This is a genomic window from Bacillus sp. J33 (assembly GCF_000518885.1).
GTDB lineage: Bacteria > Bacillota > Bacilli > Bacillales > Cytobacillaceae > Cytobacillus.
Window position 1 is genome coordinate 36,801 of the sequence record NZ_JAEL01000036.1, and the last position, 12,360, is coordinate 49,160.

Annotated in this window: 12 protein-coding genes and 1 pseudogene; 4 read left to right on the top strand and 9 right to left on the bottom strand. The window is 39.6% G+C overall.

The genetic code is table 11. The features are described 5' to 3' along the window. Nucleotides 1–16: 16 nt before the first annotated feature. Both L634_RS32680 and L634_RS0112745 read right to left on the bottom strand, forming a co-directional pair. Nucleotides 17–236: pseudogene (locus tag L634_RS32680) on the bottom strand (ring-cleaving dioxygenase); the annotation flags it as partial. Between the two features lie 213 nt (nt 237–449). Then, a complete protein-coding gene (locus L634_RS0112745) occupies nt 450–2,696 on the bottom strand; it encodes an AAA domain-containing protein (RefSeq protein ID WP_026582786.1) in 2,247 nt (748 codons plus the stop codon). A gap of 217 nt (nt 2,697–2,913) precedes the next feature. Between L634_RS0112745 and L634_RS33845 the strand changes: the two genes are divergently transcribed. Further along, nucleotides 2,914–3,087: a hypothetical protein gene (locus L634_RS33845; protein WP_198029762.1), complete on the top strand. Its 174-nt coding sequence runs from the start codon at nt 2,914–2,916 to the stop codon at nt 3,085–3,087. Between the two features lie 7 nt (nt 3,088–3,094). On the opposite strand, the gene L634_RS0112755 is transcribed toward L634_RS33845, so the two are convergent. From L634_RS0112755 to L634_RS0112775, 4 genes are all read right to left on the bottom strand, one after another. Next, nucleotides 3,095–4,357, bottom strand: a complete 1,263-nt coding sequence (locus tag L634_RS0112755; protein ID WP_026582787.1) for a LysM peptidoglycan-binding domain-containing protein — start codon at nt 4,355–4,357, stop codon at nt 3,095–3,097. A gap of 295 nt (nt 4,358–4,652) precedes the next feature. Continuing rightward, nucleotides 4,653–5,354 (bottom strand): hypothetical protein, encoded by a 702-nt coding sequence (locus L634_RS0112760; RefSeq protein ID WP_026582788.1) that lies wholly within the window; start codon nt 5,352–5,354, stop codon nt 4,653–4,655. A gap of 306 nt (nt 5,355–5,660) precedes the next feature. Beyond that, the gene (locus L634_RS0112770) at nt 5,661–6,239 is read right to left on the bottom strand and encodes a TerD family protein (protein WP_026582789.1); all 579 of its coding nucleotides are present in this window, start codon (nt 6,237–6,239) and stop codon (nt 5,661–5,663) included. 74 nt (nt 6,240–6,313) lie between these two features. Next, nucleotides 6,314–6,895 carry a TerD family protein gene (locus L634_RS0112775; protein ID WP_026582790.1) on the bottom strand — a complete coding sequence of 194 codons (582 nt, stop codon included), beginning with the start codon at nt 6,893–6,895 and terminating at the stop codon, nt 6,314–6,316. Nucleotides 6,896–7,177: 282 nt separating this feature from the next. On the opposite strand from L634_RS0112775, the gene L634_RS0112780 reads away from it, so the two are divergent. Continuing rightward, nucleotides 7,178–8,107 (top strand): 3'-5' exonuclease, encoded by a 930-nt coding sequence (locus L634_RS0112780; protein WP_026582791.1) that lies wholly within the window; start codon nt 7,178–7,180, stop codon nt 8,105–8,107. Between the two features lie 33 nt (nt 8,108–8,140). Here L634_RS0112780 and L634_RS33395 read toward each other — a convergent pair whose 3' ends face one another. Next, a complete protein-coding gene (locus L634_RS33395; protein ID WP_157452394.1) occupies nt 8,141–8,284 on the bottom strand; it encodes a hypothetical protein in 144 nt (47 codons plus the stop codon). A gap of 195 nt (nt 8,285–8,479) precedes the next feature. Between L634_RS33395 and L634_RS0112795 the strand changes: the two genes are divergently transcribed. Then, on the top strand, nt 8,480–9,382 hold the full coding sequence (locus L634_RS0112795) for an aldo/keto reductase (RefSeq protein WP_026582792.1): 903 nt from the start codon (nt 8,480–8,482) through the stop codon (nt 9,380–9,382). Between the two features lie 328 nt (nt 9,383–9,710). Here L634_RS0112795 and L634_RS33850 read toward each other — a convergent pair whose 3' ends face one another. Then, nucleotides 9,711–9,863, bottom strand: coding sequence for a hypothetical protein (locus L634_RS33850; protein ID WP_198029764.1), 153 nt, complete (start codon nt 9,861–9,863; stop codon nt 9,711–9,713). A 158-nt stretch (nt 9,864–10,021) separates the two neighbouring features. Here L634_RS33850 and L634_RS0112810 point away from each other — a divergent pair, with 158 nt between their 5' ends. Continuing rightward, on the top strand, nt 10,022–10,798 hold the full coding sequence (locus L634_RS0112810; RefSeq protein ID WP_026582793.1) for a hypothetical protein: 777 nt from the start codon (nt 10,022–10,024) through the stop codon (nt 10,796–10,798). A gap of 50 nt (nt 10,799–10,848) precedes the next feature. On the opposite strand, the gene L634_RS0112815 is transcribed toward L634_RS0112810, so the two are convergent. Beyond that, on the bottom strand, nt 10,849–11,790 hold the full coding sequence (locus L634_RS0112815; protein ID WP_026582794.1) for a LysM peptidoglycan-binding domain-containing protein: 942 nt from the start codon (nt 11,788–11,790) through the stop codon (nt 10,849–10,851). Nucleotides 11,791–12,360: the final 570 nt, after the last annotated feature.

The window sequence follows — 12,360 nt, forward strand, 5'->3', positions numbered from 1 at the left end:
GGGACGAACAATGTGTTCATCCCTTATCGCGATTCTGTCGAATTTCAGTATTCAGCGGTTTGATTTTTGCTTCTATCAGCTCAAGCTGGTCTTCCAAATAAGGCAGCAGTGCAAGCTTTTCTCCCAAATGCGCGAAGGCTTCATCCATCTCAGGAAGCAGGTCAGTCTGTGGCGAGCTCAAATAGGATACCATTTGGCCCACGGAAATACAAGGATTTGAAATAGTATCTTTCTACTTTGAATTATATTTTGAAATATTTCGGGAGGGAATGCAATGGAATCAGTCTGCGAAAAAATAAAACCTTGCTTCCCTTATACATTAGTGTTATATTAGGAAAGCGATGAGCTAATTGCATAAGACGGCAGACAGCCTTAAATGGAAATGCACAATGTGGAGTGCAGTCGTGTCGCCGCAATACGTAGAAAAAGACGCCTTTTTGGCGTCTTTTTTATTTTCTCTGTCTAATTTGGGAGCTAAGATAAGTGCCTATAACAGATGAGTTGACTCTTGCCGCTACGAACGGCGGCTTAGCATTTTTATGTGCTTCTGCAGGTATGCCAAGCCACAGTATTTGATTATCAATTAAAATGAATGGAAATGAGAAACTGTCAGGCACAACTTCATCCGGGTTAATAAATGGCAGGGATTTATTTGCAAGCAAGGTCAGCTTTGCTTGACCAGGCCTCTTTGACAGTGCATTTATCCATTCTTTACTTAGCTTTTCTGACTGCGGCAATGAAATAATAACCTCTTTTTTGGCAATTGAAAGATCTTCTAAGGCTTTTTCCAATTTCCGTGCATGCATCCATTGGAGATGTGGGTGCTGATGTTTGACCCACCTTCCAATTTGATCGGGATGAACGGCCTGTCCATTTTTAAGCTGATGGTCAGCGAGCTGCCGCCATGTTTTGTTTTTGTACACATGCTTACCGATAAAGTCTAGATCACAAATATGAATGAACTTTCCTTTGGTCCTTGTAATAGCTACATTTAAAAGCCTTTCGCTGTCTTTTCCAATCAATAGCATTCCAGCTCTTTCGTGCGGAAAGGCATCAGCCGTATCAAAGATCATTACTTCCCTTTCACTGCCTTGAAATCGATGGACAGTAGCAGCAATAATATCGGCAACTGAACGTTCTTTTTCATACAATTCAGCAAGAAGCTGCTCCATTAATACAGCCTGCGACCGGTAGGGAGTTACATAGCCAATTGACCTTGACCCTGCTAAAAACGATTCATGTATCAGCTGAAAAGCGAGCAGCAGATTCCATAGATTGATTCTTGAATTCGTGTTCCCATCTTTTATGCCATATTCTCCTGAGCCAGCTGTATTTAATAGGGTTGAGGCTCTGCCTGGAAAGGGAGCATAAGATGCAATCGATGATCTGGCCGCAAATACATCTGAATGATCACCTACTAAGGAATGGTATATATATTTATTGGAAAAAGCTGATATATCAGGGTGCATTCTGCGCTGTTCTTTTAATAGAAAAAGATGCGGATGCAAATATCCTTCATTTACAGCACCAGACACTCCTGAATGATGAAATATATCCTCTCTAAGCCATTTGTCAGCCATTTTATGCCGTGATGAAGCAATAGGCGGAAGCTGTTTGAAATCCCCGCAGATGATCACTCTTTTGCCTAGCGAAGCCGCAAAAGCTGCCTGCGGGACATAAGCCATACTTGCTTCATCAATAATAACCAGATCAAAATTCTTTTCATAGATTGCTGGGTCACCCGCTGCTTTTGCCAGTGTGGTTCCAATAACAGAAGCATTTTTAACAAACTCTATTTCTTTTTGCCTGATTTTTTCAAGAGTTCCTGATAATTTTTTCTCGATCTCAATTAGCTGGTCAGAGTCCCGTTTACTGAATGAACGGGATAAATCCTGTTTTAGCAAACGGCGTTCCTCAATTAGTGCTGCTTTTTGTTCCGAAAGGTTTGAGTGTTGTTTTTCCAATAGATAGTCCGATGTCAAAGATTGGTGGTTTAATAATGCAGGCCCAATCTGTGAACCGTACCGAAGCAGATCGCCATCTGTCATTTTTCGTTTGCCGGATGCAAAGGATGCTGTTTCAGCCATCAGTACATCAATAGCTTGATTACTATGGGCAAGGATTAAAACGCTTTGCCCCTTAAAGTATTTATTGGCGGCAACCCTTGCAAGTGTGTAGGTCTTGCCTGTACCGGGAGGCCCCCAAACATAAGTGACTGGATTATATTTTGAGCGCAAGATCAGCTCATGGGTTCCATTTTTTATTTTATCAATTGGGTGCTTCGCTGCCATGGAGGGCTCCATCAGTTTTTTTATCCTGGCTCTTTTTCTTTTGCTTTCCTTTATTTCACCTAACCGCTGGTAAAGCTGATCTAAGAGCTCCCAAGGATCATGCTGCAAATAAGCTTCCGATAATTCGGTTCCTAAATCCTCATTCAACGCCAGGATAACATTATTCCCTTCTGCTGAAAGAATACGGCCCTCTGCCTTCTTTGTTCCCCATTCAACTTTTACAGCAGAGCCAGTTGGAACCTTGATTTGTGCAGGGGATTCAAAGAAGTATGTATAGGTTTCAGACTTTGAAATTAGCCGTCCATGTAACAGGATGTAACGGGAGCTTCCATATTTTTTTAAGTGAAGGATTTCAGCCAAAATCGCTTTTTGCCAATCTCTTATATAAGTGAGTGTTGAAGTCATTTTAATCTTCCTGTTCCATAGGTATTCAATTAGACTAATATATCATTTACATGCCAGAATGCAAAAGAAAAGATGGAAGATGTCCCCCCTCCCACCTCATTTATACAAGTAGGATGCTGGCACAAAAACTGTTTTTATGGAAACAGAGGTTAATTCCCTTGAAATATGAGATAATGTGTTAATAATACTTTAAAAGATAATGAAAGCGGTGATCAATATGAAGCGGAGAAATAAGTTCGAGCCTAATGATATTGTTATCATAATTGATACTGGAGAAAAGGTAACCATCAACAAATCATGCTATGTGGCGAAAATGAAAAAGTACACTTATACAATTAAAGAATATCCAAAAATGTTTTATTTTGAAGAAGAAATGATGGAGAATATTTAAAGCTGATCTAAACAATCGAAAAATTTTCTTCCATAAAAGCCCAGTTCTGCGGAAAACGTAAGCTTAATTGCCAGTAAGTCATCCCCAAAAGGTTATACTGATCAATTAACTTGTATTTTTCTATTATACTGCGGATATCTTCAAACCATACAAGATGCTCTTCTGCCCCTCTCCAGTATGTAAACCATGGAGAGGATGCATTTGTATCATATTGGATAATTGCTCCTGTATTTAGTGCTATATTTTGTATGACTTGCATGGAGTGTGCACGAGTTATATGATCTGCAGTCCTCCAATCATAGCCGTATAACGGCAAAGCAATCTGAAGTTTTTCCGGCCGGATTTGTCTGATGGAATATTTAATCACTTCTTCTACCCACCATAAAGGTGCCACTGGATTCGGCGGACCAGTCGGATACCCGTAATCCATTGTCATAACTGCTACGATATCGGCAATTTCCCCTATTGTTTTATAATCATATGCCCCAATTATTCGATTTGTTGGAATATCTTCTGTTTTGGCATGCACATTGACATGAAGAATTTTTGATCCTAAGGCACTTTTAAGTTCCTGTAAAAATAAGTTAAAATCCTGGCGCCTAGGCGGAGGAATGAACTCAAAATCCAGGCTGACGCCACCATACCCTTTCTGATTAACAAAATTCATCAAACTTACAATTAAATTCCTCCTATAAACTGGATTCTCAAGCACTCCCCCAATTAATTCAGCGCTGAATTCCCCTCCCTCAAGATTGCGGATCATCAAGAGCGGAATAACATTAAGAAGTTTGCTTTCTGCAATTATCGCGGTATCCTCCAGCTCTATATAGGCATAGCCTTCCTTTGTCAAGGAATAGGATGATATCCCAATGTATGTCAGGTTTCTTGCAGTCTGCCGAAAAATAGGGATAAAAGCTTCGGGTGAATACGGGACAACGAATCCCAAAGTTACCATGCTAAGTTTATTTAGTGTAGGAATCGCAAGCTTCTGTCCTGCATAAAGCCATTCCGGCCTTATGTCCGGGTTAGCTGAAAGAATTGCCTTTACAGTAGTTTGGTAGCGCTGAGATATTCTCCAAAGAGTATCACCTGGTTTAACGATATAAGTTCTAATTACAGGCCCCCCTTCAGGAATGAAAAGAGCTAATCCAGGAATAATTCTGCCTTTATTTTCCAATCCGTTAGCCGAAATAATCCGTTGGATGGAAACATTATATTTTTGTGAGATTGCCCATAGGCTATCTCCAGCTTGAACGACATGAATTCCCATAATTCACCTCTTCCCTCCTATCCTCTAATTAGTTTATGGGGGAGGCAAGCGTGAATAGTACTAAATATAGAAAGCATCTTAATCGCAGTGCAGGAGTTTGTTGAGGGTTTGGGTTTCACGCTATCTGGATTGTGGGTATTGCTGTATTCTTTATTAAACTTGGTGGCGTAATATGAGTTACGAGAATATTGGTTAAAGAAAACATAAAAGAAGTGGTATCAAAAATGACATATGATACCACTTCTTTTAAAAGTATGGCGACGTTACGTCAAAACAGTTTTCATTTATTCATTTCTTAATGGTAATCAGCCTCATGCCCGCTCAAGGAATCCATGTGGCTTGCTATCATGGCAATGATTGTACTTGCTTCCTCTTTGCTGAAGATAAAATGGTCTTCGTCTTTAATCATATCTTCATCTTCAGTCCAAATGCGGTTAACCCGACGAAGCACACCGTCACCAGTTTCTTGAACAACCCCAAACTGGTAGGAAACTTCGACTTCATCCTCTTTGAAAAAGGCAGTTACCTCAGGTGTTTCCCATTCAACATCTACTTCTTCAAAAATATCTCCATCTTCGTCTTCAGCATATTCATACTCATCTGCTACATCATAGTCTTCATCTTCAGAGGCATACATTGCCTCGTCCTCTTCTTCGGTTTCAAACTCATAATATTCATCATCATCGCCATTCATATAATCATGGAGGCTTTCATGAACGGTATCAATGATGTCCTCGATGTCAAATAGCATGGTTTTGGATGTATGGCCAAGCTCAAAATCAAAGTCCTCTACATAGAACTCTTCATTATGGGGATCAAAGAAAAGAGTACAAAAATACTCCCTGTCATTATCCTCTGTTTCAATAAAAAACTCCATTCTGGGATGCTTTGCACCCCGGTCAATGGACATATGGCCAATCTGATCATATTTACTGCAAATTGATTCCAAATGATCCTGTAACTCACCGCTTACTCTGTCAAACCATTCAAGTGACATGCTGCATCCCTTCCTCTCAAGGTTATTCAAGCCTATTGTTCCCTTTCACATCTATTTAAGTATGGGAGTATTAACCAGAAATACTTTCATTGGGAAGCCAATTTCCCGTTTCAAGGGATTAAAGGAGAAATGAGTGCCGGTGACCAATCCATTGGGTATTTTAATGGCACCCAAGATGATTATTGCAGCTTGCCGGTCAATTTGTTATTTCAAGGGAGGTAAAAGGCAGATTTATGCCCCTGGGCTTTTTCATCAAAAAAACACCCAACCTAATTGGGTGCCTAAATGGGTTCCTAAATGGGTTCACTAAACCTGCAAACCATAGTTTCGGCAAAGGGCAGCAAGACCGCCTGAAAAACCGCTTCCGATTGCATTAAACTTCCAGTCATTGCCGTGGCGGTATAATTCGCAGAAAACAACTGCTGTTTCGATGGAGAAATCTTCACCTAAATCAAAACGCAATAACTCCTGATTGTTCGACTCATCCACAAGCCTTACAAAAGCATTGGAAACCTGTCCGAAATTCTGCTGTCTTAGTTCAGCATCATGGATGGTTACAGTTATTCCAATTCGATGAACATGTGCAGGGATCTTGGTGAAATCCACAATAAGCTGCTCATCATCACCATCTCCTTCACCAGTGCGGTTGTCACCAGTATGTACGACAGCACCGCTTGGATGCTGCAGGTTATTGTAAAAAATGAAATCATGGTCATTGACGCATTTGCTGTTTTCATTAGCAAGAAAGGCGGAAGCGTCCAAATCAAAGTCATGTCCGCCGCTATATTTATTTGTATCCCAGCCTAATCCGATAATTGCTTTTGTCAATCCAGGATTGGATTTTGTCAGGTCAATTCGTTGTCCCTTAGATAATTGAATTCCCAATTTTGCCCCTCCTTTTAAAAACGCCATTATTTAAAAAACCAGAAAAAGCATCTGCTCTTCCTGGCCATGAAAATTTAACCTACCTGCAAACCAAAGTCAGTTGCAATTCTGGCCAATCCGCCCTGGTATCCTGAACCGACAGCAGAGAATTTCCATTCGCCATTATGGCGGTATAATTCTCCCACAACGATAGCCGTCTCAATGGAGAAGTCTTCCCCAAGGTCATAGCGGATGATTTCTTCATTTGTCTCTTCATTTACGATTCGTGCGAATGCGTTTGAAACTTGGCCAAAGTTTTGGCCGCGGCTTTCAGCATCATGAATCGTAATGACAAAAGATATTTTTTCAACATTCGCAGGAACAGCAGTCAGGTTTACTTTTACTTGCTCATCGTCTCCGTCCCCTTCGCCAGTACGGTTATCGCCTGTGTGTACAACTGAGCCGTTGCCGCCTTCGAGCTGGTTATAGAAAATAAAGTCTTTGTCTGAATCGCATTTGCCGTTTGCATCAAGTAAAAACACAGATGCATCAAGGTCAAAATCAAGGCCGCCATCATATTTATTTGTATCCCAGCCTAGTCCGACAATAACTTTTGACAATCCAGGATTGGTTTTTGTTAAATCAATTTTCTGTCCTTTTGATAAAGAAATCCCCATTATTGATTCATCCTTTCATTTTAATAATAAGACCATTCAGCTGCACAATGCTTTAGGATATAAAGCGGTTGCAATGTATGTACTCTTTAAGTGTAAACGTTTAATAAGGAATCGTAAACTGATATGGCATTAAGCTGGTAAAAAAGTTGTTTGTTTTCATAAAAGACACAACTGCATAGGTATAATCCAAATTCCAGATATCTGGATAAATATGCTTCTTTATCTTAATCTAATTTTCCTATATAATAGCTTGTTGGATTAAGAAAAAGGGGTGATGGATGAATGGCAGAGTTAAAACAGCTGGTTTTCTTTGATTTTGAAATGCTTTGCAGCAAAGGAGGAATGCTTTTTGAAGATATGGAAGCAATCCGCCTTGGGGCAGTTAAATATGAACTTGAAACAGGGAAAGTCACTGGGTTTGACCGGTACATCCGTCCTCAGGACCAATCCCCTCTTAGTGCGTTTTGTAGAGAATTGACTGGAATAAAGGATTCGGACCTAACAAAAGCAGATGACTTTCCTGAAGTATTCAAGGAATTTCTATATTGGGTTGGCGGTATCAAAAAAACTCGTTTCCTATCGTGGTCCCCGAGCGATCTCTTGCGCTTAAAAGCTGACGCAGCCAGGCACCACCTGCCAGAGGCCACCATTGAAAAATTCGCAAAAAGATATGTTGATTTTCAAGCAATTTTTACAAAAAGGGCTGCACGGACAGCTCCATCTGTAGAAAAAGCTCTTGCATTTTATGGTTTGGAATTCATAGGAGAGCCTCACCACCCTATGTATGATGCTTATAATACATTTAGAATATATCAGGCATTTGAAGAGCAAATTTTTAAAACAGATTTAATTATGCTGCAGCAATTCATTTTTAAAGAGAGCGAACTTCCGGCCATTGAAATTATCAATCATGATCTTAAAAAGATATTAAAGAGCGATTTACTTGAATTCTTTGTTGAACTGAAGGATGCGGTTAGGATGAAAGACGCCTGGAAACTGGTTAAAAAAACAAGAAAGCTCGCAGAAAAATATGAAAACATCCTTCTAAACCGTTCTGGATTTTTTGATGAGGAACTTACGTCTAAAATAAAGGAACTGGTCGATTTCTCTTATGAGCTGCAATTTTCTTATGAGGAACATCGCTCTTATACGTCAAAAATTATGATATTGCATGAACAAATGCTGAAGCCGCTTCAAAAAATATGTGTTTAAAAAAGGAGATGACCGATATAGTCATCTCCTTTTTTATGTAGCTAACCTTAAGAAGTTATAATATGCTCTTCTTGCCCAGTAGTTTATTTGATTTCTAATATAGCCGTTCCTCGTTAAAACAGAACCAGCCAGGATCAGCAATAGAATATTAAAGATTTTTATCATTAATCTATCCATTCTGTAACCTCCCATCTTATTCATACATTTACCGTCTGACATGGAAAATATAATGGTATATTATTGCCAGTTAGGACGATGAATTGAAAAAGGCAATGTATAACAAGTTTACATGGGTAAAAGCCGAATCATTTGGATTTACAAGCATTATTAGGGATAATATCAATGCAATAAGAAATCAAGGAGCTGAACAGTTTGGAAAGAGTAAAAATGGCAGATGATTTGTCGTTTTCAAGGATCATTCATGGGTTATGGAGATTGGCTGAGTGGGATTATTCGGAAGCAGAGGTTGTTAGATTAATCGAACATTGTCTGGAGCTAGGTATCACTACTTTTGATCATGCCGATATTTATGGCAGCTATACTTGTGAATCTCTTTTTGGAAAGGCGCTTCAGATCAAGCCGGAACTTCGTGACAAAATGGAGATTGTCACAAAGTGCGGTATTGTGCTTGAGTCGCCTAATAGACCGGAAAATAAATCACATCACTACAACACAAGCAAAAAACATATTATCTCTTCTGCAGAGAGATCGCTAAAAAACCTGAAGACGGAATACATAGATGTCTTGCTTATTCACCGCCCGGATCCATTTATGGATCCAGAGGAAGTTGCTGAAGCTTTTACTGAATTGAAGGCATCTGGAAAGGTAAAGCATTTTGGCGTATCAAATTTTAAAAGCCATCAATTTACAATGCTGCAATCTTATTTGGATATTCCTTTGGTTACAAATCAAATTGAGCTTTCTGCGTATAACCTTGAAAATTTTGATGACGGAACGTTAAATTTTTGCCAGGAAAAAAGAATTGCTCCTATGGCCTGGTCGCCTATGGCCGGAGGGAAAGTTTTCAGAGGAGTTGATGGAAAATCCGAGCGCTTGAAAAAAACACTTTCCAAAATTGCTGCTGAAATCGGTGCGAATGAAATCGATGAGGTTCTTTACGCCTGGCTATTAAATCATCCAGCGAGAATTATGCCGATTGTTGGATCAGGAAAAATGGATCGAATCCAACGTGCTGTTCATGCATTGAAACATGAACTTAACAGAGGCCAATGGTTCGAAATTTTGCAAAGTTCGATGGGCCATGATATCCCGTAATTATGTAAAAACTGGGCAGCAAATGTGTCCTGGAGTAGTTCAACAGTTTTAGTTATTAGCAGCTGATCTCTAATGAATCAGCTGTTAATTTATAATTATTGGCAATCGCTATTGAAGTCTGCACAGGAAGATTCACTTTTTCAAAGATTTTCGTCATTGTGCTTCGTTATATCCTCTTTTAACGGCTTGCTTCTGCCATGTCTTCAGAACCGGGTTTTAACAGCTCAGCCTTTTCATAATAGTATTGAGCTTAGCTGTTATCCGAGGCCGCAATCTCCTTTTAGTACATTTTTCAGTGAAAAATTATAGACCCCTTAAATAAAAGGGGTCAGCTTGGATCTACCTCATCAAGTGATAATCTTGTCACAGGAGTGTATTCTCCTTTTTTTATTTCATCTTCTGAGGCTCTTTGGTTCAGTTCTTCTTCATCGTCCATTCCAGGTGCAATTGTAGGTTCGTTTATAGTATCTTTTTTCATCATTACTCCCTCCTCTCCTTTAACGTTTCCTTATGATCAGTTTATATGCCTAATTGGTACATTTAACCTGATAAATTGCGGAAGTCTGGGAGATAGCCCATCCGCTAAGTTTTAAATAGGCATAGCATATAAAAAAACACTGAAATTAGAGGAGTGTTCCTATGTCCTTATCCGCAAATCCAAAAGGTAACCTTAAACTTTTTCTAGGTGATTCACATAAAGTTTCCAATCAGGAGACTTACAGGCTTAATTATCTCCAAGAAGTCTTTAAGGAACAGCAAGCAATTAATAGCCATTTGGCAGAATCATATGGAGATATGCGAAGCCAGCTGGAAGATTCCTTTAAGGATATGAATAAGCTTGTAAAAAAAGCTGCTGGCATGCAAAACCATCAATTTGAGAACCTCGTCTCCAAACTGGAAAAACAGGATGCTTTTATTGCGCGTTTTCTTGATGTCATAAATCATCGTGATAAGGAAAATGAAATGCTGCTTGAGAGATTGGCAGCCTTAGAAGAAATGAATAAGGTGATTCTCGAAACGATTGAAAAAGAAGGACCTGTCCATCAAAAAATCCTAGAACAGGTTTCATTCCAGGATGCTTCCACTCAAGCGCTTTCCAGGAAGTTTGATAAATTTGAGGCCTTTTCTGAAGAAGCTGCAGCGAATTTTAAAACCCAAGAGGAAATCAAGGAAGAAATATCGAAAAAGCTGGATGTCCAAGAGGTGTTCCATAATACTGTAATGGAGCGATTGGACCAGCAGGAAGCAATAACTGAAAAAATAACAAGGCAATTAGATAATCTTAAATCTATTCTTTATGAACGGGCCTCCCATCTTTCGGAAAAGTTTGAAAACAGCTTTAAACAGCTTGCCAAGCCTGTACACAGGTTTTTTGTCAGCGAAGAAGATAAAGAAAAAGAAACAGAATATTATTGAGTAATAAGAAAGGAAGGCCCAAGCAGAGAGCCTTCCTTTCTTATGTTCTATTAGTCAAGAATTGTTACTTTCACTGTTTGTCTGCCAAAGTTGACGGCATCTTCTTTAGAAGGTATAAAGATGTCAATCTTATTGCCTTTGATGGCACCGCCAGTATCTCCTGCAATCGCTTCTCCATAACCTTCCACATGAACTTTTGTTCCTAGTGGAATAACGCTGGGATCAACAGAGATCACTTTTTGATTTGGATTTTCCTTCAGATTAATGCCTGTAGCTGTAATCCCTGAACAGCCTTCACAATTAGCCGTATATGCAGTTGCTTCCATTGTAAAAACTTTCTGTGAGGTTTCTTCAGTTGCTGCTTCAGCAGCCGGTTTAGACTCTTCAGGTTTTGCAGTTTCCACAGCCGGTGCAGATTCTGTTTCAGGTTTTGCAGTTTCCACAGCTGGTGCAGGTTCTGTTTCGGGTTTAGCAGTTTCTGCAGCTGGCGCATAATCCGATTGAGATGCTGTTGTTTCAGCAGCCGGTTTGGGTTGCTCAGCAGGCGTTGTTTCTTCAACTGGCTGAGCCTCATTCTCAGCTGGCTTATCATTTGAAACTGCAGGTAAAGCTGCTTCAGCTGGTGTAATAGAGACAGCGTTTGGATATAATGTGAATTCCTGATCTGGGAAAATCAAATCAGACTTTAATTTGTTCCATTCCTTGATCGCATCTACTGTTACATTATGCTCTCTTGCAATATCCCATAAAGTATCACCTTTTGATACTATGTATTTCTTTTCTGGATAGATATTAAGTATATCTTCAGGATGGATGATATGAGAAGATAGGCCATTCCATTCTTTAATCATTTCAACTGGAGTATTATATTGCTGGGAAAAGCCCCATAAGGTATCTCCCTTTTTAACTGTTACTTCTTCTGCTTGAACATTTGCACCTGCTGTCCCTGTGATAGCAGCAGCGGCTACAAAAGATAAAATCGATTTTTTCATGTAGTTAAAACCTCCTGTATAGCTTGTCTTGAGCTAACGAGATTAATAATAACATGGTTTTTTTTCAATAAAAGAACAAAGAGTTAATAATCAGGTTACGGATATAACAGGAATATAACAGCGGTATATCGAACTGACTGAATACTCAATCAACAGCCTTTTGCATAATGTATTAAATCTCCTTTGGATACCTCTAGATCAGGCTTTTTGATGGTTATAGAGAAATAAATAGATCATTGTTTAATTTCTAGGCAAATAGGAGTCATCTAACAGTCGAGGTTAAAATTGGAATGGATTTTTTTAAAAATGTTAACTTCCAATGTTGATTTCAACTGTTGCCGCATGTATTTTCCCCGCTTTTGACGCTCATCTGGGTCCCCATTCGACCGATTCTCCTGGCGTATAATGAACATATCCCTCCATAAACAACAGGATTTTAAATTGAAATATGATCTAAAAAATTGGCCTGTTGATTTCCGCTCCAGGGACTCAAGCTGTCGCGGGCGGTCCGACGCTCCTCGGTGCATTCGCACCTGCGGGGTCTCCCGCTGACTCGCTTCTCCCGCAGGA

Coding starts and splice junctions, on each gene's coding strand:
- L634_RS0112745 (WP_026582786.1), bottom strand. CDS start 2,696: ATGACTTCAACACTCACTTATATAAGAGATTGGCAAAAAGCGATTTTG.
- L634_RS33845 (WP_198029762.1), top strand. CDS start 2,914: ATGAAGCGGAGAAATAAGTTCGAGCCTAATGATATTGTTATCATAATT.
- L634_RS0112755 (WP_026582787.1), bottom strand. CDS start 4,357: ATGGGAATTCATGTCGTTCAAGCTGGAGATAGCCTATGGGCAATCTCA.
- L634_RS0112760 (WP_026582788.1), bottom strand. CDS start 5,354: ATGTCACTTGAATGGTTTGACAGAGTAAGCGGTGAGTTACAGGATCAT.
- L634_RS0112775 (WP_026582790.1), bottom strand. CDS start 6,895: ATGGGGATTTCTTTATCAAAAGGACAGAAAATTGATTTAACAAAAACC.
- L634_RS0112780 (WP_026582791.1), top strand. CDS start 7,178: ATGGCAGAGTTAAAACAGCTGGTTTTCTTTGATTTTGAAATGCTTTGC.
- L634_RS33395 (WP_157452394.1), bottom strand. CDS start 8,284: ATGGATAGATTAATGATAAAAATCTTTAATATTCTATTGCTGATCCTG.
- L634_RS33850 (WP_198029764.1), bottom strand. CDS start 9,863: ATGATGAAAAAAGATACTATAAACGAACCTACAATTGCACCTGGAATG.
- L634_RS0112810 (WP_026582793.1), top strand. CDS start 10,022: ATGTCCTTATCCGCAAATCCAAAAGGTAACCTTAAACTTTTTCTAGGT.
- L634_RS0112815 (WP_026582794.1), bottom strand. CDS start 11,790: ATGAAAAAATCGATTTTATCTTTTGTAGCCGCTGCTGCTATCACAGGG.